This is a genomic window from Curtobacterium sp. MCPF17_001, assembly GCF_003234615.1.
Lineage (GTDB): Bacteria > Actinomycetota > Actinomycetes > Actinomycetales > Microbacteriaceae > Curtobacterium.
Genome location: NZ_QKSL01000008.1, coordinates 34,575 through 61,251 on the forward strand (window position 1 = coordinate 34,575; position 26,677 = coordinate 61,251).

The 26,677-nt window shown below is 71.4% G+C and carries 24 protein-coding genes and 1 pseudogene; 21 read left to right on the forward strand and 4 right to left on the reverse strand.

The window, feature by feature from the left end; genetic code table 11:
* Positions 1–108: 108 nt before the first annotated feature.
* Positions 109–2,286 (forward strand): annotated as a pseudogene (locus tag DEJ24_RS09125) (NADP-dependent isocitrate dehydrogenase); the annotation flags it as partial.
* A gap of 171 nt (positions 2,287–2,457) precedes the next feature.
* Here the strand turns inward: DEJ24_RS09125 and DEJ24_RS09130 are convergent.
* Positions 2,458–2,925 (reverse strand): DUF3817 domain-containing protein, encoded by a 468-nt coding sequence (locus tag DEJ24_RS09130; protein WP_309147012.1) that lies wholly within the window; start codon positions 2,923–2,925, stop codon positions 2,458–2,460.
* A 107-nt stretch (positions 2,926–3,032) separates the two neighbouring features.
* Positions 3,033–4,472 carry a DUF4832 domain-containing protein gene (locus tag DEJ24_RS09135; protein ID WP_111078361.1) on the reverse strand — a complete coding sequence of 480 codons (1,440 nt, stop codon included), beginning with the start codon at positions 4,470–4,472 and terminating at the stop codon, positions 3,033–3,035.
* Between the two features lie 152 nt (positions 4,473–4,624).
* On the opposite strand from DEJ24_RS09135, the gene DEJ24_RS09140 reads away from it, so the two are divergent.
* Genes DEJ24_RS09140 through DEJ24_RS09150 form a run of 3 tightly spaced genes read left to right on the forward strand, consistent with a single transcriptional unit; the run spans position 4,625 to position 7,649 of the window.
* Entirely contained in the window at positions 4,625–5,743 is a 1,119-nt protein-coding gene (locus DEJ24_RS09140) for a Gfo/Idh/MocA family protein (RefSeq protein WP_111078455.1), read from the forward strand.
* Positions 5,740–6,492, forward strand: coding sequence for a ThuA domain-containing protein (locus DEJ24_RS09145; RefSeq protein ID WP_111078362.1), 753 nt, complete (start codon positions 5,740–5,742; stop codon positions 6,490–6,492). The genes DEJ24_RS09140 and DEJ24_RS09145 overlap by 4 nt, the downstream gene beginning before the upstream one ends.
* Positions 6,489–7,649, forward strand: a complete 1,161-nt coding sequence (locus DEJ24_RS09150; protein WP_111078363.1) for a PP2C family protein-serine/threonine phosphatase — start codon at positions 6,489–6,491, stop codon at positions 7,647–7,649. The genes DEJ24_RS09145 and DEJ24_RS09150 overlap by 4 nt, the downstream gene beginning before the upstream one ends.
* A gap of 66 nt (positions 7,650–7,715) precedes the next feature.
* Here the strand turns inward: DEJ24_RS09150 and DEJ24_RS09155 are convergent, their stop codons facing one another.
* Positions 7,716–8,147 (reverse strand): hypothetical protein, encoded by a 432-nt coding sequence (locus DEJ24_RS09155; protein ID WP_146242502.1) that lies wholly within the window; start codon positions 8,145–8,147, stop codon positions 7,716–7,718.
* Positions 8,148–8,198: 51 nt separating this feature from the next.
* Between DEJ24_RS09155 and DEJ24_RS09160 the strand changes: the two genes are divergently transcribed.
* From DEJ24_RS09160 to DEJ24_RS09235, 16 genes are all read left to right on the forward strand, one after another.
* The gene (locus tag DEJ24_RS09160) at positions 8,199–9,089 is read left to right on the forward strand and encodes an aminoglycoside phosphotransferase family protein (RefSeq protein WP_111078365.1); all 891 of its coding nucleotides are present in this window, start codon (positions 8,199–8,201) and stop codon (positions 9,087–9,089) included.
* A gap of 88 nt (positions 9,090–9,177) precedes the next feature.
* On the forward strand, positions 9,178–9,510 hold the full coding sequence (locus DEJ24_RS09165; protein WP_181436570.1) for a lactococcin 972 family bacteriocin: 333 nt from the start codon (positions 9,178–9,180) through the stop codon (positions 9,508–9,510).
* A 27-nt stretch (positions 9,511–9,537) separates the two neighbouring features.
* Positions 9,538–11,523 carry a hypothetical protein gene (locus tag DEJ24_RS09170; RefSeq protein ID WP_146245965.1) on the forward strand — a complete coding sequence of 662 codons (1,986 nt, stop codon included), beginning with the start codon at positions 9,538–9,540 and terminating at the stop codon, positions 11,521–11,523.
* 46 nt (positions 11,524–11,569) lie between these two features.
* The gene (locus tag DEJ24_RS09175; protein WP_181436571.1) at positions 11,570–12,166 is read left to right on the forward strand and encodes an ATP-binding cassette domain-containing protein; all 597 of its coding nucleotides are present in this window, start codon (positions 11,570–11,572) and stop codon (positions 12,164–12,166) included.
* Positions 12,167–12,306: 140 nt separating this feature from the next.
* Positions 12,307–12,942 (forward strand): hypothetical protein, encoded by a 636-nt coding sequence (locus tag DEJ24_RS09180; protein ID WP_111078369.1) that lies wholly within the window; start codon positions 12,307–12,309, stop codon positions 12,940–12,942.
* Positions 12,943–13,133: 191 nt separating this feature from the next.
* Complete coding sequence (locus DEJ24_RS09185) at positions 13,134–13,781, forward strand: ABC transporter permease (protein WP_111078370.1); 648 nt, start codon at positions 13,134–13,136, stop codon at positions 13,779–13,781.
* Positions 13,768–15,093, forward strand: a complete 1,326-nt coding sequence (locus DEJ24_RS09190) for an ABC transporter ATP-binding protein (RefSeq protein ID WP_111078371.1) — start codon at positions 13,768–13,770, stop codon at positions 15,091–15,093. Before DEJ24_RS09185 ends, DEJ24_RS09190 begins: the two co-directional genes overlap by 14 nt.
* Positions 15,090–15,857, forward strand: coding sequence for an ABC transporter permease (locus tag DEJ24_RS09195; RefSeq protein ID WP_110903604.1), 768 nt, complete (start codon positions 15,090–15,092; stop codon positions 15,855–15,857). The genes DEJ24_RS09190 and DEJ24_RS09195 overlap by 4 nt, the downstream gene beginning before the upstream one ends.
* Positions 15,854–16,879 (forward strand): glycine betaine ABC transporter substrate-binding protein, encoded by a 1,026-nt coding sequence (locus DEJ24_RS09200; protein WP_111043556.1) that lies wholly within the window; start codon positions 15,854–15,856, stop codon positions 16,877–16,879. The genes DEJ24_RS09195 and DEJ24_RS09200 overlap by 4 nt, the downstream gene beginning before the upstream one ends.
* A gap of 104 nt (positions 16,880–16,983) precedes the next feature.
* On the forward strand, positions 16,984–18,156 hold the full coding sequence (locus tag DEJ24_RS09205; RefSeq protein WP_111078372.1) for an ROK family transcriptional regulator: 1,173 nt from the start codon (positions 16,984–16,986) through the stop codon (positions 18,154–18,156).
* 120 nt (positions 18,157–18,276) lie between these two features.
* The gene (locus DEJ24_RS09210; RefSeq protein ID WP_111078373.1) at positions 18,277–19,392 is read left to right on the forward strand and encodes a sugar ABC transporter substrate-binding protein; all 1,116 of its coding nucleotides are present in this window, start codon (positions 18,277–18,279) and stop codon (positions 19,390–19,392) included.
* Positions 19,393–19,507: 115 nt separating this feature from the next.
* A complete protein-coding gene (locus DEJ24_RS09215; protein WP_111078374.1) occupies positions 19,508–20,272 on the forward strand; it encodes an ATP-binding cassette domain-containing protein in 765 nt (254 codons plus the stop codon).
* Entirely contained in the window at positions 20,269–21,537 is a 1,269-nt protein-coding gene (locus DEJ24_RS09220) for a sugar ABC transporter permease (protein ID WP_111078375.1), read from the forward strand. Before DEJ24_RS09215 ends, DEJ24_RS09220 begins: the two co-directional genes overlap by 4 nt.
* Before the next feature lie 275 nt (positions 21,538–21,812).
* Positions 21,813–22,481 (forward strand): hypothetical protein, encoded by a 669-nt coding sequence (locus DEJ24_RS09225; protein ID WP_111078376.1) that lies wholly within the window; start codon positions 21,813–21,815, stop codon positions 22,479–22,481.
* A gap of 66 nt (positions 22,482–22,547) precedes the next feature.
* Positions 22,548–23,993 (forward strand): NAD(P)/FAD-dependent oxidoreductase, encoded by a 1,446-nt coding sequence (locus DEJ24_RS09230; RefSeq protein ID WP_111078377.1) that lies wholly within the window; start codon positions 22,548–22,550, stop codon positions 23,991–23,993.
* 1 nt (position 23,994) lies between these two features.
* On the forward strand, positions 23,995–24,438 hold the full coding sequence (locus tag DEJ24_RS09235) for an SRPBCC family protein (protein ID WP_111078378.1): 444 nt from the start codon (positions 23,995–23,997) through the stop codon (positions 24,436–24,438).
* Positions 24,439–24,721: 283 nt separating this feature from the next.
* On the opposite strand, the gene DEJ24_RS09240 is transcribed toward DEJ24_RS09235, so the two are convergent.
* Positions 24,722–25,540 carry a shikimate 5-dehydrogenase gene (locus DEJ24_RS09240; RefSeq protein ID WP_111078456.1) on the reverse strand — a complete coding sequence of 273 codons (819 nt, stop codon included), beginning with the start codon at positions 25,538–25,540 and terminating at the stop codon, positions 24,722–24,724.
* 99 nt (positions 25,541–25,639) lie between these two features.
* Between DEJ24_RS09240 and DEJ24_RS09245 the strand changes: the two genes are divergently transcribed.
* Complete coding sequence (locus DEJ24_RS09245; protein WP_111078379.1) at positions 25,640–26,578, forward strand: NADP-dependent oxidoreductase; 939 nt, start codon at positions 25,640–25,642, stop codon at positions 26,576–26,578.
* Positions 26,579–26,677 lie beyond the last annotated feature (99 nt).

Genomic DNA, 26,677 nt, shown 5'->3' on the forward strand with positions numbered 1-26,677 from the left:
GTCGGCACTGGTGCTCCTCCACAGGACGGGTATCTTGATGTCGAGACATCTCACGCCGCGAGTAGCGTGGGGGGCACGGACCGCGCGAACAAGGGAGTACCCGCCAGCATGGCCAAGATCATCTACACGCTCACCGACGAGGCCCCGTTCCTCGCCACCCACTCCTTCCTGCCGGTCATCGCGTCCTTCGCGAAGACCGCGGGCGTCGAGGTCGAGACCCGCGACATCTCGCTCTCGGGCCGGATCATCGCCCTGTTCCCGGAGCGGCTCAGTGCTGAGCAGCGCCTGGACGACGCCCTGGCAGAGCTCGGCGAGCTCGCCGGGACGCCCGAGGCGAACATCATCAAGCTGCCGAACATCTCGGCCTCGATCCCGCAGCTCAAGGTCGCGATCGCCGAGCTGCAGTCGCAGGGCTACGACCTGCCGGACTACCCCGACGAGCCGAGCACGGACGACGAGCGCGACGTCCGGGCCCGCTACGACCGCGTCAAGGGCAGCGCCGTCAACCCGGTCCTGCGCGAAGGCAACTCGGACCGCCGCGCGCCGCTGTCCGTGAAGAACTACGCCCGCAAGCACCCGCACCGCATGGGCAAGTGGAGCTCGGACTCCAAGACGAACGTCGTGACCATGGGCGTCGACGACTTCCGCTCCAACGAGAAGACCTGGGTCGCCCCGGCCGACGACACCCTGACGATCACCTTCGTCGGGCAGGACGGCAGCGAGCAGGTGCTCAAGCAGTCGATCCCCGTCGTCGCCGGTGAGGTCGTCGACGGCACCGTGCTGCACGTCGCCGCGCTCGAGCAGTTCCTCCGCAAGCAGATCCAGCGCGCGGCGGACGAGGGCATCCTGTTCTCCGTCCACCTCAAGGCCACGATGATGAAGGTCTCCGACCCGATCATCTTCGGGCACGTCATCCGGGCGTTCTTCCCCGACGTGTTCGCGCGCTACGGAGCCGACCTCGCCGCCGCCGGGCTCACGCCGAACGACGGCCTCGGCTCGGTCCTCGCCGGGCTCGACGCGCTGCCGAACGGTGCCGAGATCAAGCAGGCGTTCCAGGACGGCATCGACGCCGGCCCGGACCTGGCCATGGTCGACTCGGACAAGGGCATCACGAACCTGCACGTCCCGAGCGACGTCATCGTGGACGCCTCGATGCCCGCGATGATCCGCACCTCCGGGCACATGTGGGGCCCGGACGGCGACGAACACGACACCGTCGCGGTCATCCCGGACTCCAGCTACGCCGGCATCTACCAGGCCGTCATCGAGGACTGCCGTGCCCACGGCGCCTTCGACCCCGCGACCATGGGCTCGGTGCCGAACGTCGGACTCATGGCGCTGAAGGCCGAGGAGTACGGCTCCCACGACAAGACCTTCGAGCTGCCGGGCGACGGCGTCGTCCGCGTCACGAACGCCGCCGGGGAGACCGTCCTCGAGCACGACGTCGAGCAGGGCGACATCTGGCGCGCCTGCCAGACGAAGGACATCGCGATCCGCGACTGGGTGAAGCTCGCCGTCACCCGTGCCCGCGCCAGCGCGACGCCCGCCGTCTTCTGGCTGGACGAGACCCGGTCGCACGACGCCGTCCTGATCGGCCTGGTCCGCACGTACCTGCAGGAGCACGACACCGACGGGCTGCAGATCGAGATCCTGTCGCCGGAAGACGCCATGCGTTTCTCGCTCGACCGCATCCGGCGTGGTGAGGACACCATCTCGGTCACGGGCAACGTCCTGCGCGACTACCTGACCGACCTGTTCCCCATCATGGAACTCGGCACCTCGGCGAAGATGCTCTCCGTCGTCCCGCTCCTCGGCGGCGGCGGCCTGTTCGAGACCGGTGCCGGCGGCTCCGCGCCGAAGCACGTGCAGCAGCTCGTGCAGCAGAACTACCTGCGCTGGGACAGCCTGGGCGAGTTCCTGGCCCTCGCGGTCAGCCTCGAGCACCTGGCCGGTGTGACCGGCAACGCCCGCGCGAAGGTGCTGGCGGACACGCTCGACCGCGCCACCGGGACCTTCCTCGACGAGGACAAGTCGCCCGGCCGCAAGCTCGGCTCGATCGACAACCGTGGCAGCCACTTCTACCTGGCGAAGTACTGGGCCGAGGAGCTCGCCGCGCAGACCGAGGACACCGAGCTCGCCGCGGCGTTCCAGGGCCTCGCGACGACCCTCGCCGACCAGGAAGAGACCATCGTCGACGAGCTCGTCGCGGTGCAGGGCCACCCGGCGGACATCGGCGGGTACTACCGGCCCGACGACGCCAAGACCGGTGCGGTCATGCGTCCGTCGTGCGCGCCCTGCCTGCACGCCCTGCCCCTGCCTGCGCGCCCTGCCTGCGCGCACGGCGGCGTGCCGCGGGGCCGGTCCCAGACGCGAAAGCGACAGTTCGCGCCGGTTCTCCCGCGCACATCTGTCGCTTTCGCGTCCCAGACCCGGCCGCGCCCGGCAGCGGTGCGCGACTCAGCGGGACGGCACCGGCGGGCCGAGGGCCAGCAGCACGCCGAACACGGCGGCGACGAGCACGACACCGACCAGCGCCGAGAGCACCGGGTGCCGCACGACCACGAAGAGCAGCCGGTCGAGCGGACCGTGACGGTCCCCGGCTGCCGCGCGCCGACGCCATCTGCCGTCGAGCATGCCGCGGCGGGCGACTCCGACCTCGAACGGCAGCGTCGTGTACGGAACGATCGCGCTCACCCACCCGAGCACCGTGGTGCCGAACGACCACCGCTGGTTCACCGCGACGACCGTCGTGACGACCAGGTACGCCAGGAACACGAAGCCGTGCACCCCGCCTCCGACCCGGACCGGCCAGTCACCGGCTCCCAGGCCGTACTTCAGCAGCATGCCTACCAGCAGCAGGGTCCAGGTCACGAGTTCGGCGATCGCGAGGCCGCGGAACAGGGATCGAGGGGTCATGGCCTCCATCGTGACGGACGCCGGATGGAAGTCGCGTGGACGAGCGCGGAACGACAGCAGGACGCCCCGGACCGCAGAGCCCGGGGCGTCCTGTCTGTGTCGTTCGGCGGTCCGCGTCAGCGTCGGACGGTGACCACCTGCCCGAGCTGGTTCACACCGGCGGCGGCGTCCCAGGTGCCGACGTTCGCCGTCTGGATCGCGAAGGCCGGGTCACGTGCGACCGAACGCTCGGCGGCGGGCATCGCGAGCGCAACCTGCCACTTGCCGGACGGCACCTTCGCGAGCGACGCGGTGACGGTGGCGGTGGTGCCGGGCTGCCACGACGACGCGTCGGCACGGACGGGCACCGTGACGTGCCGGTGACCGTTGGTCAGCACGAGCTGCACCGGACGGTGGTTGTACGGCGCTGCCCAGCCGTCGTTGCGCACGGACACCGAGACCGCGGCGTGCTTGCCGGAGGTCACGGTGCTCGAGGTCATCGTGAACCGGTAGCCGAGCTTCTTCGCGGCGTCCGTCATGCCGGCCTGGCCCCAGGTCGACAGGACGTCCTTGTTGTAGTCCAGGTTCAGGTAGCTGTAGTGGTACTTCGCCATCTCGGCCGAGGCGGACGGGTACTCGGACCGCGGTGCGTTCACGGCGCAGGTCTCACCACCGACCGGGACGTACCGGGAGTCGGCGGCCAGGTAGTCCTGGTCGAGCGACAGCGGGTCGGTCAGGAAGGTGCCGAAGTCGTCGGGGGAGGCGAGGAAGCAGTCGTTGTGGTGGCCGATCCGGGAGGCGGCCGAGCCGTTGTGCGCCTGCTGCGGCGTGAGTGCGCCGGCGGTGCCCGACGTGGTGCGGAGGGCGTCCTGCTTCATCTGCATGGTGCGCACCTGGATCGAGCGGCTGGACGGCAGCGCGGCGAGCTCGGCCTTGACGACCTGGCGTCGGGCGTCCTTGTCCGCGTCGGTCAGCACGCCCGGGTTGGCCGGGTCGCTGGCGAAGTGGTCCGTGTAGTAGCCCTCGCCCCAGAGGCCGATGAAGCCCTCCTGCAGGGTCGGGATGACGTCGGCGTTCCGGCGGAGCGTCGGCGTGAGCTGCTTGATGTGTGCGAGCACGGTCGGCAGGTCGGCGTCACCGTACGGCGCCGAGTACGGCCAGTTGCCGCCCTGGACGTACGCGAAGCGGGTGATCACGCTGACGCCGGCAGCACGGGCGGTGTCGTAGTCGTGCTGCACCAGCTTGAGCCAGGCCGGGCTGAGGCGCCGCTGGTCGACGAACGCCTCCATGTAGAACACGCGGACGATCTGGGTGACACCGTCGGCCCGGTAGCCCTCGAGCGTGGCGGCGTCGAGCGGGGTGTAGCCCGTGCCGTCGGCGCGGTAGTGCGTCTCCGTGGTGTGGTCGAACCCGCGCTGGGGGTTCGGGATCACGGCGTCGCTCGCCGTGTAGGTCACGGTGGAACTGGTCGGTGCCGGGTGGTGGTCGCTGTGTGACGACGACGCCCACGCGTTGGTCGGCACGGCGAGTGCGATCACGGCCGCGAGTGCGGCGGTGGTGATGGTGCGGTGCTGCATCGGACGAGCCCCTGTCCTCGGCGCGGGTGCGGATCGACACCCCTGGTGTCGGAACCTGCGCGAATGTGATCTGAAGGTAGGTCAAACGATCAGAAAACACCAGCACCAGTTCCTCGTATCGATTCGATCTGATCTTGGGTAGCGTGGTCGACATGTCGCAGACGACGGACGCATCGAAGACGCTGCGCGTGGGGGTGGTCGGGCTCGGGTTCGCCGGGACGACGCATCTCGACGCCTACACCGCACTCCCCGGCACCGAGGTGGTGGCGCTCGCGGGCAAGGAGACCGACCGGCTCCACGAGCTCGCCGAGACCCGCCAGGTGCCGGACACGTACCCGGACTGGCAGGACCTGGTCGCCCGTGACGACCTGGACATCGTGTCGATCGGCGTACCGAACTCCCTGCACGCCCCGATCGCCATCGCCGCGCTCGAGAGCGGCAAGCACGTCTTCTGCGAGAAGCCCCTCGCGACCACGGGTGCCGAGGCGCAGGCGATGGTCGACGCCGCCCTGGCGAACGACCGCGTGCTCGAGGTCGCCTACAACCACCGCCGCCGCGCCGACGTGCAGTTCCTGGCCGACCACGTCCGCCCCGTCGAAGGGCAGGACAGCCCGCTCGGGCACGTCTACCACGCCCGGGCGAGCTGGCGACGACGCTCCGGCATCCCCGGCATCACGTCGTGGTTCACGAACAAGGACGCAGCCGGTGGCGGTCCGCTCATCGACCTCGGTTCGCACGTCCTCGACATCGCGATGCACCTGATGGGCGAGCCCCGCGTCGTGGCCGTCAGCGCCGTCGCGTACAACGAGCTCGGCACGGCCGGACGCGGTGGCAGCACCGGCGGCGGACCCGTCTCCGGTGCGACCGGTCGCCCGTTCGACGTCGAGGACTTCGCGAACGCCCTGCTCCGCTTCGAGGACGGCTCGAGCCTGCAGCTGCAGGCGTCGTGGGCGTCCTACTCCAAGGACGACGAGGACATCGAGGTCGAGCTCCTCGGCTCGACCGGCGGTGCCCGGCTGTTCGTCCGGAACTACGCCACCGAGGGCACGGTCGAGCTGTACTCCGACATCGACGGCGTCCCAGCGGTCACCCGGCCCGCCGTGCACGTCCCGGCAGGCCACCACCAGCGCGTCATCGAGGAGTTCCTCGCCACCATCCGGTCCGGCACGCACGAGGGCCACCACGGCGAGTTCGCGCTGCACCGCACGCGGGTCGTCGACGCCGTCTACGCGTCGGCGCAGGCCGGCCACGAAGTGGAGGTCGTCGCATGAACATCGTCGTCTGGAACGAGAACGTCCACGAGACCCGCGGTGACGAGACCGTCCGCGAGCACTACCCCGACGGCATCCACACCGTCGTCGCCGCCGGCCTGGAGGCGCGGCTCCCCTCCGCCCACACCGTCACGACCGCCACGCTGCAGGAGCCGGAGCACGGCCTGACCGAGGAGCGCCTGGCCGCCACCGACGTCCTGTTCTGGTGGGGCCACATCGCCCACGACGAGGTCGCCGACGAGGTCGTGGACCGCGTCGTCCGGCACGTGCACGCCGGCATGGGGCTGGTGGTGCTGCACTCCGGCCACTACTCGAAGCCGTTCACCCGGCTGATGGGCACGACCTGCTCGCTGAAGTGGCGCAACGACGGGGAGCGCGAGCTGGTCTGGACGATCGCACCCGAGCACCCGATCGCCGCCGGGGTCCCGCACCCGATCGTCATCGACCGCCAGGAGATGTACGGCGAGTACTTCGACATCCCGCGCCCGGACGAAGAGGTCTTCCTGTCGACGTTCGCCGGCGGAGAGGTGTTCCGCTCGGGCGTCGCCTACCGTCGCGGGCTGGGCAGGGTGTTCTACTTCTCGCCCGGCGACCAGGAGTACCCGGTGTACCACCACTCCGACATCCAGCGGGTCCTGGCGAACGCCGCCGAGTGGGCCGCGCCGACCGGTCCACGCCGGCAGCTCACCGCCGACCCCCACCCGAGGGACTGGTTCCTGGACGCGGCGTCGCGTAGACAGGAGGGGTGAGCACACCGCAGGAGGTCGACCGCCGCACGGCCCTGATCGAGGCGCTCGACGTCCTCGGTGCAGGCCCGGAGGAACGCTTCGACCGGATCACCCGGATGACGCACGACGCGTTCGGGGTACCGCTGACGTTCCTCAACCTCGTGCACCACGACCTCGTCACCACGCAGTCGACCTTCGGGTGGAACCAGGGCACGAGCGTGCCGGCGAACGAGCAGTTCTGCGCGACGACCGTGCTCACGCCGGAGCCGCTGGTGATCCCGGACACGACGCTCGACCCGCGGTTCGCGCACACCGCGGCCGTCGCCGAGCACGGCATCCGCTTCTACGCCGGCGCGCCGCTCTCGATGCTCGACGGCACCCGAGTGGGCACGCTCTGCATCATGGACGCGCAGCCGCGCGCCTTCTCGGCGACGGACCTCGCCCTGCTGCGCGACCTGGCGCGCTGGGCCGAACGCGAACTCGGGTACGCGCTCGAGCGTGACCGACTCACCAGGGTGCGCGCGGCGCTGGTGCCGGACCCGCTGTCGGTCCCCGGCCACGACGTCGCGACGCTCGCCGTCCAACGCCCGGACGGCGGTGGCGGGCTCACCGACTGGCGGGTCGCCCCCGACGGCGCCCTGCACCTGACGGTCGGCGCGGTGGTCGCCGGACGCGTCTCGTCGCTCCTCGCGGCCGACGTCCGTGGGGCACTGGCCGCGCGGACCGGCCTCCCGATCGCCGAGGCGGTCGCCGGACTGGAGGCCCAGGTCGCCCCCGACCTCCGGGTCGCCGACGCGGTCGCCGAGCTGGTGCACGCACGGCTCGACCCGACGACCGGGCGCGTCGACCTGGTGGACGCCGGGCTCGGCACCGCGGTGGTCGTCAGCGCCGACGGCAGCGTCCGTCCGGTGCGGTCCACCGAGCTGCCCGTCGGGCTCGGTACCGCGTCGAACCCCGGCGCCCGGTCGACGCTGTCGGTCGAGCTGGCAGCCGGCGACCGGCTCGTGCTGGCTTCCGACGCGTGGTCGACCGTGCCCGGCGTCGAGGGGCCCGAAGCGATCGCGGCCCTCGTCGCCGCACAGCCCGACGGCACGGCGGCGGTCGAGCACGTCCGTACGCTGCTGCCCGAGGGCGACCCGGCGACCGACCTGACGCTCGTCGTCGTCACCCGGCACTGAAGTCGTCAGCCGGTACTGAGGTCGGCGCCTCGCACTGAGGTCGTCACCCGGTACCGACCCGGCTGATCAGCGCGTCTGTGCGCCGGGCTTCCCCGCGAACGCCGCCACGAGCAGGGTCGCGAGCATCCCGAACCCGGTCAGCACGACGCCGAGCGCAGCGAGCTGCCAGTACGCACTGGCGACGTGCTGCGGCTGCGTGACGATGTCCGGCCACCACGGGTCGAGGAACGGCACCGAGCCCGGGAACGGGTCGAGCCCGAACATCGCCAGCCCGCCGAGGAGCAGCACGACCCCGAGGGCGGCCATCGTGCCCCGGCGACCGCCGAGCATCCGGACGACGAGCGCCGCCCCCGTGCCCACCAGCCCGACGACCGCGAGCGCGAAGGCCGCGACGAACACGGGCTGCGGCACGAGCGAGAACCAGTCGAGCACGGCGATCGGCACGAGCAGCCATCGCCCGGTCCTGGCCCACCGTGCGGGCGTGCGCCATCCATGCATGCGGGCACGGTACGACACGAACCCGGACGACCGCCCGGTTACCATCGCGAGGTGCCCACACCAGCAGCCGAGGTCGAGGTCGACACCGCACTCGTCCGCGCGCTGCTCGTCGACCAGCACCCCGACCTCGCCGACCGACCGCTGGCCGTCGTCGCCTCCGGCTGGGACAACGTGGTCGTCCGCCTCGGCGCCGACCTGGCCGTCCGCATGCCCCGACGCTCCGCCGCCGCGGTGCTCGTCGAGCACGAACAGCGCTGGCTGCCGGAGCTCGCCCGCCTGGTCGGTGCCGTGGTGCCCGTCCCCGTGCCGCTCCGCGCCGGTCGCCCCGCCCTCGGCTACCCGTGGGCCTGGAGCGTCGTGCCCTGGTTCCCGGGCAGGACGCTCGGCAGTGACGCCGGCGGACCGGGGGTCGGGGAGGCGCTCGCCGACTTCGTCTCCGCTCTGCACGTGCCGGCCCCGGACGACGCCCCGCCGAACGCGGTCCGGGCCGTGCCCCTCCACACCCGGACGGACGCCGTCCTGGAACGACTCGGGTCCGGACCGGTCCCGCGCGCCGAGGAGCTGGCGACCGCCTGGCGGACGGCGGCCGACCTGTCGGTGGCTGCCGGGCCTCCCGTCTGGGTGCACGGTGACCTGCACCCGTTCAACCTGCTCGTCGAGACCGGCCCGCGGGGCGACCACCTGTCCGCGGTCGTCGACTTCGGTGACGTGACGGCGGGAGATTCCGCCGTCGACCTCGCGACCGCCTGGTTGACGCTCGACCGGGAGGCCCGGACCGCCTTCCGCGCCCGGGTCACCGCGCAGGACGCCAGCCTGGACGAGCACTCCTGGGGGCGGGCCCGCGGCTGGGCCGTGTCGATCGCGTCGGCGCTCGCGGTCAGTGACGAGCCGTCCTTCCGTACGGTCGCGCGCCGTTCGATCGACGACGTGCTCGACGACTGAGAGCGGGAGTGCTCCCTGGGGGAAGAGGGCTGAGATCCAGAACTGCAGTACTGGTATGTTGACGTGGTCTGCTCACGAAGGGATCGCCATGAACAAGCACCTCACCGTCGTCGGCCTGTCTCTGGTCGCCGCTCTCTGCCTGTCGTCGCCGGCCGTCGCTGCCGAGGGCGGGTCGGCGGATGCCGACGCTCCTGCCTCCACCCGGACCATCGCGCGCGTCGGCGGCGGGTACTGGGAGTACGGCACCTCGAACGGCTTCGTCCAGTCCTTCTACAGCCACGCCAGCAAGACCCACAAGGCGACTGCCTGCGACGGCAAGAACCGCTGTGCGTACAGCGGCTGGAAGCCGAAGGGCGCCTACGCCAGCGCGATCCGGGACAAGACCGCCAGCGGCAACACCGCCTACTGGGGCGTGAAGTAGACAGCAGCTGCGCCTCTCCTCGGCACCATGCGTCCTGATCGCTCCTCTCGGTTCGTCCTCGTGGCGATGACCTTCTCCGCTGTAGTCGCCATTGCTCTCGCCCTGCTCGCGACACTCGACCGGTCCGAGCAGACCTTCCCCACCGCGCGCACGGCGGTCATCGTCCTCGACGTCCCGAGGGACCTGGACTTCGCACAGTTGCTCCGGGAACGCGCCGACCAGGACCGCATCGACTTCTACCGGGTCCAGGCCGACCCCGTCCGCGTCGGTCGCCGGATCGTCGACGCGGTGGTCGGGGACCCGTCTGCATTCGCTCGCGTCTTCGGGGACGGCGAGTACCGCGGTGGTGTGGCCGAGCAGCCAGTGGCCCTCAGCCAGCGCCACACCTCGACGCGTGGGGTGTACTTCTCGACCGCGTCCTCCGAGCAGGCCGCGGCGTTCGTCTCCGAGCTCCGGAGCGTGGGCGTCGACGCCCGGGTCGAACCGGCCGGCTGGGGGACAGCGGTCCTGTTCACGGTCGGCCGCCCCGGGGTGGGACTCGCCGTCTGCGCCTCAGGCGTTGCGCTGGTGATGCTGGGGCGGCTGTGTGGGAGATCGGCAGCCCGTCCCCTGGGTGTCGCTGAAGTCCTCGGCGTGACCCGGTTGCGGTCATCGGAGGCGGCCCGAGCTCTGCGGTGTCAGATCGTCGTCGCGCTCACGGCGACCGCTGCCGGGTCAGCCGCCGCGCTCGTCCTGGTCGGCTCACAACTCCCGGCCGTCCTCATGATCGCTGCGTGCGTCTACTGGACCTACGCCGCCCTGTTCCTCGGAGCCATGGCAACGGGGTGGCCACGCACCGCCGCGCAGCGGATGCGCGCCGGTCGTAGCGCATGGCGCCCTCGGGGCCCGACCGCGCTCGCCACGTCGGTCCTCCGGATCGCGGCTGTCACGAGCGTCGCCCTCGCGGTCGGTCCGCTGATGGACCGTTTCGCCCTGCTCGACCAGTACCGCCTGGCGGGAGAGACCCGGATCGACTGTTCGCAGTGCACGACGCCGCTGTTGTCGGGAACACTGCACCCCGACGAGATCGAGTCGGCGGCCCCGGCGTTCGCCCGGCTCTTCCGCACGGTCGACGACGGCCGGTCGGTCCTGTCGAGTCATCCCGTCGTGCCGGTCCGACACAGCGTGGAGCCGGACGTGGGCAACACGCTCGTCGTCAACAGGGAGTACCTGGACCGCGTGCAGGCCGCACTCCCCGAGCCGTGGCCGGGCCGGATGACGACTGGACCCGGGGAGTGGGCGCTATTCGTGCCGGAGGACGGCGCCCCGCCCGCAGCGACCGTCATCGACCAGTGGCGCGAGTGGTTCGCGTTCCAGCGCGAGCTCGACCCGACGCTCGCCGAACCCCGCGTTCCGGTCGTCGCCGAGTACACCCCGCGCTCGGTCTTCACCTTCGGCGCGGCGACGGACGAAGCACCGCTGTTCGCGGATGGACCCGTCATCGCCGTCGTCCCCGCGGCTTCCGAGCTGCTGAGCGGCGACTTCCTGACAGCTGCTGCGTCGAACGGTCAGCTGCTCCTCGACGTCGACGATCCACACCAGGTCGTGCACGCCGCCGGCTTGGCCGACGTCGTCGGTTCGGTGCATCGTTGGCCGGCCGTGTCCGCTGCTCATCGGAGTGCTCTCGTCCGGACGGCTCTGGCGGAAGCGATCGCCGCGGCCCTCGCGCTCGCGGTGATCGGCTTGGCCGCGTCGACCCGAGCGAGGGCGCTCCGCTGGGCGGATCGGACCCGAGTGAGCGAAGCGACTGGGCTGGGCATCAGCCTGGTCCGGACACACGCCCGGACAGCCGTCGCTGAAGGGGGTGTCCTCGTCGCGTCCGTCGGGGTCGCCGTCGGAGCAGCTCTGGCACTCGGAGCTGCGTGGGCTCCTGCTCTCGTCGCGGCGTCGGTCATCGCATGCGCGACGTCGATCGCCGTCATCCGGGCGGTGGTCCGGAGCACCCGAGACGAAGGGGACACGGATGCGATCTGACCCGACGGTGGAAGTCCGCGCACATCGCCATTCGCGAGGCGGGCGAGTGCTGTTCGACGTTCCCGGGGCGGTGTTCGGGCCGTCCACCCTGACGGCTGTCACCGGCGCGAGCGGTGTCGGCAAGTCGACGTTCCTGCGTCTCGTCGGCGGAGTCGAGCGTCCGGCACCCCGCGTGGTCCTGGTCGATGGGGCCGACCTCGGCGTGCTCTCCGACCGACGGCTGCGGCGGTTCCGGCGGGACCGGGTGGGTTTCGTGTCGCAGGATGCGGGGCTCGTCCCGTCGTGGTCGGTGCGCGAGAACCTGGCACTGGCGGAGCGGGCGACGCCGAACCGCCCGATCAGCCGCCCCTGTTCGCCGCTGGAGGCATGCGCGTCGCTCGGCGTCGACGGCCTCGCGGACACCCCGGTGCACGCCCTGAGTGGCGGTGAGCGACAGCGGGTCGCGCTCGCCCGAGTGCTCGTCCGCCGTCCGGGTCTCGTCCTGCTCGACGAGCCGACCGCTGCGTTGGACGCGGCCAGCACCGCGATCGTCATCGAGACGATCGGTATCCTCCGCAGCGAGGGCGCCACCGTCATCGTCGCGACACACGACGGCGATGTCGTCCGGGCAGCGGGTCACCTCGTGTCGCTCTCCGGACCCTGACCGCAACCTTCGCCTGGACATGCGCCCGCGCCCGGGCTCCGGTTCGCGCACGTCGTCGAGACGGGGGCTACCGCGAGCGCGACCACGGGGTTACCGTCTCCCCACACCAATCCGTGCACGTGAAGATCGGGAGGGGCCTCATGACCCTCGAGTTCCGCGTCCAGCACGACGTCGCCACCGACGCCTCCCCCTCCTCCCGGACCGCGCCACGCGGCCGGGTCCGTCGGGTCCTCGACCACCTCGCCGCCCGACGCACCGCGGCGCAGCTGCGTCGGCTCGATGCCGACCTCGTCGAGCTGTCCGACCTGCAGCGCGTGCTGTCGGACGCCCGCGCGGTCGTCGACCGCGGGTGGATCCAGCACGCGTGGTTCGCCTACGTCGACGACCGGGGACGGACCCGGACCGCGTCGAGTGCCGCCGCGACGGAGGTGGCCGGCCGTCCCCTCGTCGGCGCGTGCCTGGTCGGGGCCGTCGTCGACGCCGCGGGTGGGCCGCACGCCGTGCACTCGCAGCCGGTGCAGCGCTCCCTGGACGTCGTCTGGCACGCACTCGCGGCGGCCGAGGGATCGCCGGTGACCTGGTGCCCCGCACCGGACATCCGGATGGGCCGCGTGCGTGACCTCACCCGCTGGAACGACAGCGCCGGGCGCACCGCTGAGCAGGTCTCCGGGCTGCTGCTCACGGCTGAGCGGGTCGCCCTGCAGGAGTCCGACCGGGTCGCGGGACGAGCATCCGCGCTCCGTGCACACTCGGGGGCTGTACCCGTCCTCGGCTGAGATCGTTACAGACCTCCCAGGATCAGCTCGGTGATGGTGCCCTGACCAGGGATTCCCTCCGCACTTGTCGTGGCGGGGAACCGGCGATCCCGTGACGGGGGGCCCGCCTGGGCTGAGCATCTGCGTAGCTTGGAAGCCGTCCGTCCCCCGATCCGTGGGCCGGACTGCCGACCCGAGGGAGTGCAGAACCGGTGTTCCAGTACATCGCCGAGCGATGGGACCAGATCTGGTTCTCGTCCTGGCAGCACTTCTCGCTGGTGGTCCAGTGCGTCGTGCTCGCGACCGTCATCGCCGTGGTCCTCGCGGCGCTCGTCTACCGGGTACCCGGCCTGCGTTCCGCCGCGAATGAGGTCTCCACGATCGGGCTGACGCTGCCGTCCTTCGCGGTCATCGGTCTGCTGCTCGTGCCGCTCGGGTTCGGCGTCGTGCCGTCCGTCGTCACGGTGACCTTCTTCGCTGCGCTGCCGATCCTCCGCAACGCCGTCGTCGGGCTCAACGAGATCCCGCCCGCGGTCGTCGAGTCGGCGCGCGGCATCGGCATGAGCCGCTTCCGCACCCTGGTGCAGGTCGAACTGCCGATGGCGTGGCCGATCATCCTCACCGGCGTGCGGGTCTCCGCGCAGATGGTGATGGGCGTCGCCGCGGTCGCCGCGTACGCCCTCGGCCCGGGGCTCGGCAGCTTCATCTTCTCCGGACTGTCCCGTCTCGGCGGCGCGAACTCGCTCAACTCCGTGATCGTCGGCACCGTGGGCGTCGTGTTGCTCGCCCTGGTGCTCGACCTCCTGCTCCTCGGCCTCGGCCGCCTGACCACCTCGAGAGGTATCCGTGTCCAGCACTGACTCCCCGACCACCGCGCCCGACTCCGACGTCACCGGTCGGAGCATCCTGCTCGACCAGGTCACCAAGCGGTACCCGGGCCAGGCGAAGCCCGCGGTCGACGGCATCACCCTCGAGATCCCGGCCGGCAAGATCGTCATGCTCGTCGGCCCCTCGGGCTGCGGCAAGACCACCACGCTGAAGATGATCAACCGGCTCATCGAGCCGACCGAGGGTCGCATCGTGGTCGGCGACGACGACGTGACCAAGATCGACGGCGACGAACTGCGTCGCCGGATGGGCTACGTCATCCAGGCCGGCGGACTCTTCCCGCACATGACTGTCGCGGCGAACATCGCGGTCGTGCCGAAGATGCTCGGCTGGTCGAAGGACAAGATCGCCGCCCGGGTCGACGAACTGCTCGACCTGGTCTCCCTCGACCCGGACACCTACCGCGACCGATACCCCCGTGAGCTCTCCGGCGGACAGCAGCAGCGTGTCGGGGTCGCCCGTGCCCTGGCAGCCGACCCGCCCGTGCTGCTCATGGACGAGCCGTTCGGTGCCGTCGACCCGATCACCCGGCAGCGCCTGCAGGACGAGCTCATCCGCATCCAGGCGGAGCTCCACAAGACGATCGTCATCGTCACCCACGACTTCGACGAGGCCGTGAAGCTCGGTGACTGGATCGTGGTGTTCTCCGAGGGTGCACACATCGTGCAGTACGACTCCCCGGAGCGGATCCTCGCCGAACCCGCGAACGAGTTCGTGGAGAACTTCATCGGCTCGGGTGCCGGCCTCAAGCAGCTGACCCTGACCCGCGTCCGCGAGGTCGGACTGGCCGACGCCGTCACCTGCTCGCCGGGCGAGCAGACCGAGGCCGTGCTCCAGCGCATGCGCGAGGCCGGCGGACACGGGCACGCCGTCGTCGTCGACCGGCGTCAGCGACCGATCGGTTGGCCGTCGCGCCGCCAGCTCGAGCGCCTGGACCGGATCCCGGAGGGCATCGAGGCGAACCTGCCCGTCGTCTCCGAGGCCTCGACCCTCAACGACGCGCTCGACACCATGCTCGTGTCGAGTGCCGGCGCCGCCCTGGTGACCGGTCGTCGGGACGCGTTCCGAGGCGTCATCACGGTCGAGACGGTGATGGACGCCATCACCCGAACCCGTGCCGCTGCCGCCGAGGAGCAGGCCTACACGCCCGTCGGGACGAACACGAACCCGGTCGAGGGGATGCCGAGCACGCCCGTCGTCGACCTCGATGACGAGCCCGCCGGCTCCGCCGACGACTCGCTCGCCACCGACGCTGCGCACTCCGACGGTCGGGACGACCGGTGAGCGACGTCGTCGTCACCGCATCCCCGGCGACCGGGGAGCGGACCAGCTGGCGAGGACTGGTCATCCAACCGGTCGTGATCCTCGTCGTCCTCGGCGCGTTCGCCGTCTGGCTCGCCACCGCGGACCTGACCCCCACCGAGCGCACGACCCTGAACCCGTCCGGGCTGCTCGACCTCGCCCGGCAGCACCTCATGCTCACCCTCATGTCGACCGTCATCGTGCTCGTCGTCGCCATCCCGCTCGGCATCGCGCTCACCCGCGGGCCCCTGCGGAAGGCGAGCGGGGCGATCCTGGCGGTCGCCAACTTCGGCCAGGCCGCACCTGCAGTCGGCCTGATCGTGCTCCTCGCGTTCTGGCTCGGGTTCACGTTCTGGGCCGCGGTGGTCGCCCTCGTGCTCTACGCGATCCTGCCGGTGCTCCGGAACACGATCATCGGCATCGAGAGCGTCGACGCCCGGCTCGTCGAGGCCGGCCGGGGCATGGGCATGAGCGCCGCCGCCGTCCTGCTCAAGGTGGAACTGCCGCTCGCCGTGCCCGTCATGCTCGCGGGCATCCGCACCGCGCTCGTGCTCCTGGTCGGGTCCGCGGCCCTGGCCACGTTCATCGGCGCCGGGGGCCTCGGACTGCTCATCACCACCGGCGTGAACCTGTTCCTGCCGAAGGTCCTCGTCTCCGGGGCGCTCCTCATCGCGCTCCTCGCCCTCTCCATCGACTGGCTCGGCCGCATCGTCGAGACGTTCGCCCGACCGAAGGGACTCCGATGACCCGCCGCACGCGCACCCCGGGCCGCCGAGCCCGCCGTCTGCTGGCCGCAGCCGCACTGGCGGGCGTGACCACGAGCCTCCTGGCCGGATGCGGTCTGCAGCCGGCGGCGTCGTTCGTGCCGGCCGCAGCGCCCGGCACGATCAAGCACATCGACGACCTGCCGGAGGGCGCGGCGCTCACCGTCACGTCGAAGAACTTCACCGAGCAGCTCGTCCTCGGCAAGATCGCGGTCCTCGCCGCCTCCGCCGCCGGCTTCGACGTCACGGACGAGACGAACGTGCCCGGTTCGGTGGCCGTCCGGCAGCTGATGACCTCGCACGACGCCGACCTGACGTACGAGTACACCGGTACCGCGTGGCTGACCTTCATGGGGCACAAGAAGGGCATCCCGGACAAGACCGAGCAGTGGCAGGCGGTCAAGGACGAGGACGCCGGCAACGGGCTGACCTGGCTCCCCCCGGCGCCGATGAACAACACGTACGCATTCGCGGTGCGTGACGAGGCGGTGAAGGACCTCGACGGCATCACGAAGCTCTCGCAGATCGCCGACCTGCCCGCCGACGAGCGCACGTTCTGCGTCGAGTCCGAGTTCAACTCCCGCGCGGACGGCTTCAAGCCGATGCTCGAGAAGTACGGACTGGACCTCGGCGGTTCGGGCGACAACGCCATCGCGAAGAAGAACGTCGACATCCTCGACACGGGCACCGTCTACACGGCGACCGACCGCGGCACGTGCAACTTCGGCGAGGTGTTCACCACCGACGGCCGCATCAAGTCACTCGGGCTGACGGTCCTGCAGGACGACCGCGGGTTCTTCCCCGCGTACAACGTCGCGCCGGTGCTGTCGAGCTCGGCGCTCCAGGAGTACCCGCAGCTCGAGGGCATCTACGACCAGATCTCGCCGAAGCTCACCGACGCGGTGCTGCAGGAACTCAACCGACAGGTCGACGTCGAGGGGCGCGAGCCCGCGGACGTGGCGTTCGAGTGGATGGTGAAGGAGGGCTTCATCACGAAGCCCTAGGTCGCGACGCGACCACGAACGAACGGGAGGCGCGGTGCCAGCGGGCACCGCGCCTCCCGTTCGTCACGAGCCGGCCGTGACGGGCCGCCCGTTACGCTGTCCCCGTGTCAGAGCCACGACGGAGTCCGGGCAGCCAAGCTTCACTGCGTGAAGCCAACCGGGGTCGAGTCGTGGCGGCGGTCAAGCGGCACGGCGGCCTGACGCAGGTCGAGCTGGCCGGCGCGACCGGCCTCAGCCCCGCGACCGTGTCGAACATCGTCAAGGAACTCGTCGCCACCGGCGCCCTGCACGCGACGCCGAGCACCTCGAGCGGGCGCCGGGCACTGCGGGTGACGTTACCGCACGGTCTCGGTCTGGTCGCCGGCGTGCACGTCTCGCCCCGGCACCTGCGGTTGGCGCTGTCCGACCTCAACGGGACCGTCCTGGCCGAGCGGCACATGCCCCTGGCCCGCGACCACCGGGCCGACGCCGAGCTCGACAAGACCGCGCTGCTCGTGATGGACATGGCCGAGTCGGTGGAGTCGTCGATGGACGAGGTGCTGGCCGTCGGTCTGGCCGTCGCGGCGCCGATCGACCGGCGGACCGGCATGACCGCCCGTGGTGGCATCCTCCGCGGCTGGGACGGTCTGCCGATCGGGCAGTCGCTCGAGCGGCGGGTCGGCAAGCCCGTGCAGGTCGACAACTCGGCGAACCTGTCGGCGCTCGCGGAGCACCGGAGCGGGGCGGCCCGAGGGCGGGACACGGTGATCACGCTGGACGTCGGCAACGGCATCGGGGCCGGTCTGATCCTGGACGGACGGTTGTTCCGCGGGCACCACGGCGTCGCGGGGGAGTTCGGGCACACGCCCGTCGTCCCGCACGGCCCGATCTGCCGCTGCGGCAACCGCGGCTGCCTGGAGGCGGTGGCCGGTGCCCCCGCGGTGCTCGAGGGCGTCCGCGACGAGGTCGGCACCCTGAAGACGGCCGACCTGATCCTCCGTGCGATGTCGGGCGACCCGGTGTGCATCCGGGCGATCGCGGACGCCGGCCGGGCGATCGGCACGGCGGCGGTGGGGCTGTGCAACGTGCTCGACCCGGAGCGGCTCGTGGTGACCGGGGAGTTCGCCCGTGCCGGGGAGCTGCTCCTCGGCCCGATGCGGCACGCCCTCGAGTCGATGCTCATCGTCGACGCGGACGGCACCCCGGACGTCGTGCAGGGCCAACTCGGCGAGAAGGCCGCGGTGACCGGGGCGTTGGCGGTCGCGATCGAAGCGGTGGACGTTCGCCACTCGCGGTGACTTGATAACGATTTCGTCACGGCACCGCACCCTTGCGTTCAACTCTTGCAGCCAAGAACCGCCGCTGGCACACTCAGGTCACCGCCAACGTGGGCGGTCCACCTGTTGGAGGACATTTCGATGAAGAAAGCCACCACACGAGCCATGCTGGGCGTCGGCGCCCTCCTGCTCGCGATCACCACCCTGGCGGGCTGTTCGAACGGAGCCGACGCGGGGACGGGTTCCGGCGGCGGCGGGGGCGACGCCTCCACGGCCAAGATCGGCCTGCTCCTGCCCGACTCCGTCACGGCCCGCTACGCCAGCGCCGACCGCCCGCTCTTCACCGCCGAGGTGAAGAAGCAGTGCAGCGGATGCTCCGTCGTCTACGCGAACGCCGACGGTGACGCGTCCAAGCAGCTGCAGCAGGCGCAGTCGATGCTCACGCAGGGCGTCAAGGTCCTGGTCCTCGACCCGTTCGACGGCGAAGCAGCGGCATCGATCGTGCAGCAGGCCAAGGCCAAGAAGGTGCCGGTCATCTCCTACGACCGGCTGATCAACAGCCCCGACCTCAGCTACTACATCTCGTTCGACAACGAGAAGGTCGGCCAGCTGCAGGGCGAGGCGCTCGTCAAGGCCCTCAAGGCGAAGAACGTCCCCGAAGGCTCGGGCATCATCATGGTGAACGGTTCGCCGACGGACAACAACGCCTCGCAGTTCAAGGCCGGTGCCCACAAGGCGATCGACGACAGCGGGTACAAGGTCCTCGCCGAGTACGACACCCCCGGATGGGACCCCGCCAAGGCACAGGACTGGGCCGCCGGGCAGATCAGCAAGCTCGGCGCGGACAAGATCACCGGCGTCTACGCCGCCAACGACGACACCGGCGGCGGCGTCATCGCGGCCCTGAAGTCGGCCGGCGTCTCCGAGCTCCCGCCCGTCACCGGCCAGGACGCGTCCCTCGCCGGCATCCAGCGCATCCTCTCGGGCGAGCAGTACATGACCGTCTACAAGGCGTTCAAGCCCGAGGCGTCGAAGGCGGCCGACCTGGCCATCCAGTTCGCCAAGGGTGAGACCCCGAAGGGCGACACCACCACGAAGACGGCGGGCGGCGCGAGCGTGCAGTCCACCCTCCTCGACCCGGTCGCCGTGACCACCGACAACGTGCAGGACACCGTCATCAAGGACGGCCTCTACAAGGTCGCGCAGGTGTGCACCTCGCAGTACGCGAGCGCCTGCTCGAAGAACGGCATCGAGTAAGGAACACCCCCGGCCGCCCGGTCCGATCGGACCGGGCGGCCCTCACGCACTTTCGATCGAGGACGACACCGTGAGCATCGAGCCCCCAGCAGCACACCCCACCACCGAACCCGTGATGTCCCTCCGCGGCATCGACAAGCGGTTCGGTGCCGTCCAGGCCCTCAGCGACATCGACTTCGACGTCTACCCGGGTGAAGTCGTCGCCATCGTCGGCGACAACGGCGCCGGCAAGTCGACGTTCGTGAAGATCCTCGCCGGGGTCTACACGCCGGACGGTGGCACGATCACCTTCAACGGCGACGAGGTCACCGTCCCGAACCCGGCAGCGGCCCAGTCGCTCGGCATCGCCACGGTCTTCCAGGACCTCGCCCTCGCCGACAACCTCGACGTGGTGTCGAACCTGTACCTCGGTCGGGAGATCGCCAATCCCTTCCTCGACGAGGAGGAGATGGAACGCCGCTCGTGGGAGCTCCTGCAGCAGCTCGCCGCGCGGATCCCGTCCGTCCGCATCCCGATCGCGTCGCTGTCCGGTGGGCAGCGGCAGACCGTCGCGATCGCCCGGTCCCTGATCGGTGACCCGCAGGTCGTCATCCTCGACGAACCGACCGCGGCGCTCGGCGTCGCGCAGACCGCCGAGGTCCTCAACCTCGTCGAGCGCCTCCGTGAGCGCGGCCTCGGCGTCGTCCTCATCAGCCACAACCTCGCCGACGTGCAGGCCGTCGCCGACCGGGTCGCGGTGCTGCGGCTCGGTCGGAACAACGGCACCTTCCGCATCGACGACGTCTCCTACGAGGAGATCATCGCGGCCATCACCGGCGCGACCGACAACGCCGTCACCCGTCGTGCCGCGGCCCGGACCGAGCAGGAGACCAGCGCATGAGCAAGACCGACGAGACCCTCACCGCATCGACCCCGACCCCGTCGGCGGCCGACCTGCAGGACGAGCGGCTGCTCCGCGACCAGGGCCTCGGCGGCGCCGCGAAGGCGTTCGTCCGGCGGGTCCGGGGCGGCGACATCGGCTCCCTGCCGGTCGTGGTCGGCCTCATCGTGATCTGGGCGGTGTTCCAGGCGCTGTCGCCCGACTTCCTGTCCCCGGGCAACCTGGTCAACCTCGCCCTGCAGTGTGCCGCGGTCGGCACCATCGCGATCGGCATCGTCCTCGTCCTGCTCCTCGGCGAGATCGACCTGTCCGTCGGCAGCGTCAGCGGACTGGCGGCGGCGATCCTCGGTCAGGGGCTGACGTCCCTCGGCTGGCCGCTGTGGCTCGTCATCGTCGTCGCACTGGCGGTCGGCGCGGCAGCCGGCCTGCTCTACGGTCTGCTCTTCACCCGCTTCGGTGTCCCGAGCTTCGTCATCACCCTGGCCGGTCTGCTCGGGTTCCTGGGCCTGCAGCTGCTCATCCTCGGCCCGAACGGCTCGATCAACCTGCCCTACACGTCGCCGATCGTGCAGTTCGCCTCGGCGTCGTACCTGCCGCCGTGGCTGGCGTACGTGCTCGCCGCGGTCGCCGCCGGCGGACTGTTCGTCACCGAGGTCCGTCGCGCCGGTCGTCGTCGCCGTGCCGGCCTGTCCACCGGCGCGATGTCCCTGACGATCGCGAAGTCCGCCGCCCTGTTCATCGGGCTCGCGGTGATGGTCTGGTACCTGTCGCGGGACTTCGGCACCGGCACGTCGTTCGTGTTCTTCGTGGTGCTCGTCGTGCTGATGAACTTCCTGCTCAAGCGCACCCGCTGGGGCCGCTCGGTCTTCGCGGTCGGCGGCAACGTCGAGGCCGCACGCCGCTCCGGGATCCGGGTGAACCGCATCTACATCTCGGTGTTCATGCTCACGTCGCTGTTCGCCACGATCGGCGGCATCCTGGCTGCCGCTCGGCTCAACTCGGCCAGCCTGTCCTCCGGTGCCGGGGACACGAACCTCAACGCGATCGCGGCGGCGGTCATCGGCGGGACGAGCCTCTTCGGCGGACGCGGCAGCGCGTGGTCGGCGCTGCTCGGCATCATCGTGATCCAGTCGATCTCGAACGGGCTCACCCTGCTCAGCCTCGACTCGTCGATCCGCTACATGATCACCGGAGCCGTCCTGCTGCTCGCGGTCATCATCGACTCGCTGTCGCGCCGCAGCCGCGCCAGCCACGGGGCGGCCTGACCGCACCGCGCCTGTCCACCGGCGGCCCTGTCGGTCGCCCCCCGCACGCACATCGCGTCCCGTTCCGACGGGGCGCGATGTGCGTCGAGGGACGCGTCTCGACGGAGGGAACCACGTCACGGAGGGAACCACGTCACGGTCGGGAGGCCCGGTGCCAGCGGGTGCCGCGCCTCCCGTCCGGTGCTGCCCGCGTCAGGACCCGCCGTCGTCCCTCCAGGCGGTGATCCGTCTCCGTCTCCAGGCGGACCGTCGTCGGTCGCCGGTATCGTCGACGCATGGCACTGTTCGGACGACGCAAGCCCGACGTGCGCGATCGGCCCGTCAGCCAGGTCGAGCTGAAGCGCGCGGTGGACGAGGGGTTCCTCATCGCCAGGGCAGCGGTGACCGTCGCCGTGGCGAACCGCATCATCACCAACGCTTTGCGCGACCAGGGGTACTTCGACCACGCCCTGATCGCCGACGCCGCGCGTCAGGAACTGCACCGGATGGCCGAGGAGCAGCGCGGCGACGCCGAACGGATGCGGGAGATCCGGGTCCGGTCGAGCAAGCAGGGCGGGCGCTCGCAGCACCAGCACGACTACCGGCGCGGTGACGACCTCAAGCTCCGCACCCGCGAGGCCACGTACGAGGAACTCGCCAGGCGCCTCGACGCCCGCCGGGACGACCAGCACTTCGTCGACGGCATCGTCCTCGCCGCCCGTGCCCGCGCGTGGGACGACATCGGCACGACCGTCGTCGGCCGTCTCGGCTGGGCCCAGCGGCCCGCGGACGACTACGAGGTCGGGCGCGACGAACGGCTGCAGCAGCTCCTCGACGAGGACTTCGCGACCCTCGTCGCCGAGCACCGGGTCGGATCCGGCACCGCGGTCGGCGCGGACGAGCCGGACGCGGACGGACCGGACGACGGCACCGACCCGGCCGAGGCGGACACCACCACGAGCTGACCGCGCGCACGGTTCCGGACGCGGGCCTCGACCCGTGTCCAGCCGTCGCTCCGTAGGCTCGCCCGCATGGTTGATGCGGTGGTCGTCGGAGCCGGACCGAACGGGCTGGCCGCAGCGGTCACCCTCGCTCGGGCCGGCCTCAGTGTCGAGGTCGTCGAGCGGAACGACACGATCGGCGGCGGGGCCCGGACCAAGGAGCTCACGCTTCCCGGGTACCTGCACGACGTCTGCTCCGCGGTGCACCCGATGGCACTGCAGTCCGAGTTCTTCCGGGCGTTCGGGATGGAACGGCGCATCGAGCTCCGGCTGCCCGAGGTGCAGTACGGTCACCCGCTCGACGGCGGCCGTGCCGGCATCGCGTACCAGGACCTCGACCGCACCGCCGACGCGCTCGGAGTCGACGGCCGTGCGTACCGGCAGCTGATGGCCCCACTGGTGTCGCACGCCGACGAGGTCTCCGACTTCGCCACGGACGCCCTCCTGCACGTCCCGCGGCACCCGGTCACCGTCGCCCGGTTCGGCCTCCGTGCGCTCGAGCAGGGCTCCCGCGCGTGGAACCTGCGCTTCCGCGACGACGTCGCCCCGGCCATGATCAGCGGTGTCGCGGCGCACTCCATCCAGCACATGCCCTCGCTCGCCACCGCGGCCGCAGCGCTGTCGCTCGGCGTGTACGCGCACGCCCGCGGTTGGCCGGTGCCGATCGGCGGCAGCCAGGCGATCGTCGACGCGCTCGCCGCCGACCTGGTCGCACACGGCGGCACGATCGAGACCGGGCGGGAGGTCCACTCCCTCGGCGACCTCACCCCGGCCAAGGCCGTGTTCTTCGACACGAGCGTCCCGTCCATGCTCCGGATCGCCGGCAACCAGCTGCCCGCACCGAAGCGCGGTGCCCTGCGGCACTTCCGGTTCGGCAACGCGGCGGCCAAGGTGGACTTCGCGCTGTCCGAGCCGGTGCCGTGGACGAACCCCGAGCTCCACCGCGCCGGCACCGTGCACATCGGCGGCACCCGCGCCGAGATCGCCGAGGCCGAGGCGCAGGTCGCCCGCGGTCAGGACCCCGACCGCCCCTACGTCCTGGGCTCCGAGCCGACCGTCGTCGACCCGAGCCGGGCCCCCGCGGGCGGACACGTCTTCTGGGCGTACGCCCACGTCCCCGCCGGCTCGACGGTCGACCACCAGGAGTCCGTCATCCGTCAGATCGAACGGTTCGCCCCGGGCTTCCGCGACACCATCGTCGCGACGAACAGCCGGACCGCCGAGGACATGGAGCAGTACAACCCGAACTACTCCGGCGGGGACATCGCCGCCGGTGCCGCGAGCTTCTGGCAGCTGGTGAAGCGGCCCGTGCTCTCGAGTGACCCGTGGCGGATGGGCGGCGGGATGTACCTGGCGTCGCAGTCCGCGGCTCCCGGTCCCGGGGTGCACGGCATGGCAGGCTGGCACGCGGCGAAGAGCGCCCTCCGACACACCTACGGGTTGCCGGTGGACGTCGACCTGGCACCGAGGAGCTGACATGGCGAAGAACGTCCGGATCATCCACTGCACGCCCGAGGAGGTCTTCGACGTCCTCCGCGACGGCTGGCTCTACCCCACGTGGGTGGTCGGCGCGTCCCGGATGCGCGGCGAGGACCCCGGCTGGCCCGCGGTCGGCACGAAGCTGCACCACTCGTTCGGCGTCTGGCCGCTCGTGATCAACGACACGACGAGCGTCCTGGAGTACGACGAGCCCCGACGCATGGTGATCCAGGCGCGCGGCTGGCCGGTTGGGGAGGCCCGCGTCGAGGTCGAGGTCGAACCGCACCCCCGCGGCTGCCGTGTCACCCTGCGGGAGAACCCCGTGAAGGGCCCGGGGACGCTCGTTCCCGGCTTCCTCGCACAGCCCGGCATCTGGTTCCGCAACCACGAGACGGCACGCCGCCTCGGCTGGGTCGCGGCCGGTCGCGCGCGCAGCCACTGAGCCCTCCGCGAGACGCCGCGCTCAGCGCGAGACGCCGCGGTCCGTGTGAGACGCCGCCAGAATCGGTAGTGTCTGGCGCACTCGGCGGCGTCTCGCCGCGGTAGCGGGCCGGTCCGCGGCGGACGGGAGGCGCGGTGCGGGCCCGCCACGTGCCTCCCGGTCGCGACGCCCCCATCGACGCGAAACGCCGCCCAACGTGCGAAACGCCGCCCAAGTCGGCGGCGTCGTGCGAACTCGGCGGTGTCCGGCGCACTCGGCGGCGTCTCGCCGCCGCCGCGCCCGCCTACTCCTCGCGGGAGAACGCGCTCGCGCGTGCGACCTGGTCGGCGGTCAGGGCGACGCCCGTGTACCGCTCGAACTGGCGTGCCGCCTGCAGGGCGATGACCTCCGCGCCCGTGATCACGTGCGCACCGGCGTCGCGGCCGGCCCGGACGAGCGGGGTCTCGGAGGGGAACGCGACCACGTCGAAGACGGTGCCCACGGCGGTGATGCGGTCCGGGGCGAACGACAGTGCGGCCTCCTGGTCGCCGCGCATGCCGAGCGGGGTGACGTTGACGAGCACGTCGGCGTCCCCGGCCTGCTCCTCGGCGCCCACCCACGTGTACCCGTACTGGTCCGCGAGGGCGCTGCCGGTCGCCTCGTTGCGGGCGACGACGGTGAGGTGCTCGAACCCGGCACCGCGGAAGGCCGCCGTGACCGCCTTCGCCATGCCGCCGGAGCCCCGCAGGAGCACGCGGGCGTCACGGTCGACCCCGTGCGAGTCGAGCAGCGCGGCGACGGCCTCGTAGTCGGTGTTCGACGCGGTGAGGACCCCGGCGTCGTTGACGATCGTGTTGACCGAACGGATCGCGGCCGCGGACTCCTCGAGTTCGTCGACGAGGGGGATCACGTCCTCCTTGAACGGCATCGACACCGAGCACCCGCGGATGCCGAGCGCCCGGATGCCCGCGACCGCCCCGGGCAGGTCCGTCGTGGTGAACGCCTTGTAGACGTAGTCCAGCCCGAGTTCGTCGTAGAGGAAGTTGTGGAACCGGGTGCCGATGTTGCTCGGACGGGCGGCGAGCGAGATGCAGAGCTGCATGTCCTTGTGGAGGATGGGCATGTCGTCAGTGTCCCACGTGGCAGCGATGGAGCGGTCCATCACGGATCCGTCCGCGAGGAGTGCGGCGTCCGTCGCCGGCCTGGCGTACCGTGACCGGGGATGACTGCTCTCCCTGACACCATGCGCGCCGTCCGCTTCGAGGAGTGGGGCGACCGTTCCGTCCTGCACGTCGCCGAGGTCCCCGTCCCCGAGGTCGCTCCCGGCCGCGTGATCGTGAAGGTCCGCGCCGCCGGCATCAACCCCGGTGAGTCCGCCATCCGCCAGGGCGTCGTCGACGACCACGACCCCGAGAAGCTGCCCTCCGGCCAGGGCACCGACCTCGCTGGCACGGTCGCCGCGATCGGCCTCGACGTCGACGGGTTCGAGGAGGGCGACGAGGTCCTCGGCTGGTCGTGGGAGCGCTCGAGCCAGGCGGAGTACGTCTCCGTCCCCGCCGGGCAGCTCGTCCCGAAGCCCCGTCTGCTCTCGTGGGAGGCCGCCGGTGGCCTGGACGTCGCCGCGACCACCGCTGCCGCCGCCGTCCGCGCCGTCGACCCGCGAGCCGGCGAGACCGTCGTCGTGTCCGGTGCCGCCGGCGGCGTCGGCTCGTTCGTCACGCAGCTGCTGACCAACGAGGGCGTCGACGTCATCGCGATCGCCTCCGAGTCGAACCACGACTGGCTGCGGTCCAAGAACGCCCGCCCGGTCGCGTACGGCGACGGGCTCGAGGACCGCATCCGCGAGCTCGCCACGAACGGCATCGACGCCGTCATCGACACGTTCGGCGCCGAGTACGTGCACCTCGGCATCACCCTCGGCGTGCCCACCGACCGGATCGAGACGACGATCGCCTTCGCGGCCGCGGCCGAGGTCGGCGCCAAGGCGTCCGGCAGCGCCGACACCGCCGACCCCGAGATCCTGTCGGCACTGGCGAACATGGTCGCGGACGGTTCGGTCGAGGTCCCGATCGCCGCCACCTTCCCGCTCGACGCGGTGCAGGACGCTTACGCCCAGCTCGAGGAGCGCCACACCCGCGGCAAGATCGTCCTGCTCCCGTAGGACGGCGGGCCGGACCGGCCGGGAGGCCCGACCACCGTCCGGCGGGCTCGTCCCGTCTCGGTGGGGTTGTCCTCACCCCGGAGTGGGGGCCTGGCCGGA

Excerpts from the sequence above, each read along its gene's own strand:
- DEJ24_RS09130 (WP_309147012.1), bottom strand. The coding sequence starts at position 2,925 with ATGGAGGCCATGACCCCTCGATCCCTGTTCCGCGGCCTCGCGATCGCC.
- DEJ24_RS09135 (WP_111078361.1), bottom strand. The coding sequence starts at position 4,472 with ATGCAGCACCGCACCATCACCACCGCCGCACTCGCGGCCGTGATCGCA.
- DEJ24_RS09140 (WP_111078455.1), top strand. The coding sequence starts at position 4,625 with ATGTCGCAGACGACGGACGCATCGAAGACGCTGCGCGTGGGGGTGGTC.
- DEJ24_RS09145 (WP_111078362.1), top strand. The coding sequence starts at position 5,740 with ATGAACATCGTCGTCTGGAACGAGAACGTCCACGAGACCCGCGGTGAC.
- DEJ24_RS09155 (WP_146242502.1), bottom strand. The coding sequence starts at position 8,147 with ATGCATGGATGGCGCACGCCCGCACGGTGGGCCAGGACCGGGCGATGG.
- DEJ24_RS09165 (WP_181436570.1), top strand. The coding sequence starts at position 9,178 with ATGAACAAGCACCTCACCGTCGTCGGCCTGTCTCTGGTCGCCGCTCTC.
- DEJ24_RS09170 (WP_146245965.1), top strand. The coding sequence starts at position 9,538 with ATGCGTCCTGATCGCTCCTCTCGGTTCGTCCTCGTGGCGATGACCTTC.
- DEJ24_RS09180 (WP_111078369.1), top strand. The coding sequence starts at position 12,307 with ATGACCCTCGAGTTCCGCGTCCAGCACGACGTCGCCACCGACGCCTCC.
- DEJ24_RS09200 (WP_111043556.1), top strand. The coding sequence starts at position 15,854 with ATGACCCGCCGCACGCGCACCCCGGGCCGCCGAGCCCGCCGTCTGCTG.
- DEJ24_RS09210 (WP_111078373.1), top strand. The coding sequence starts at position 18,277 with ATGAAGAAAGCCACCACACGAGCCATGCTGGGCGTCGGCGCCCTCCTG.
- DEJ24_RS09215 (WP_111078374.1), top strand. The coding sequence starts at position 19,508 with ATGTCCCTCCGCGGCATCGACAAGCGGTTCGGTGCCGTCCAGGCCCTC.
- DEJ24_RS09220 (WP_111078375.1), top strand. The coding sequence starts at position 20,269 with ATGAGCAAGACCGACGAGACCCTCACCGCATCGACCCCGACCCCGTCG.
- DEJ24_RS09225 (WP_111078376.1), top strand. The coding sequence starts at position 21,813 with ATGGCACTGTTCGGACGACGCAAGCCCGACGTGCGCGATCGGCCCGTC.
- DEJ24_RS09230 (WP_111078377.1), top strand. The coding sequence starts at position 22,548 with ATGGTTGATGCGGTGGTCGTCGGAGCCGGACCGAACGGGCTGGCCGCA.
- DEJ24_RS09235 (WP_111078378.1), top strand. The coding sequence starts at position 23,995 with ATGGCGAAGAACGTCCGGATCATCCACTGCACGCCCGAGGAGGTCTTC.
- DEJ24_RS09240 (WP_111078456.1), bottom strand. The coding sequence starts at position 25,540 with ATGCCCATCCTCCACAAGGACATGCAGCTCTGCATCTCGCTCGCCGCC.
- DEJ24_RS09245 (WP_111078379.1), top strand. The coding sequence starts at position 25,640 with ATGACTGCTCTCCCTGACACCATGCGCGCCGTCCGCTTCGAGGAGTGG.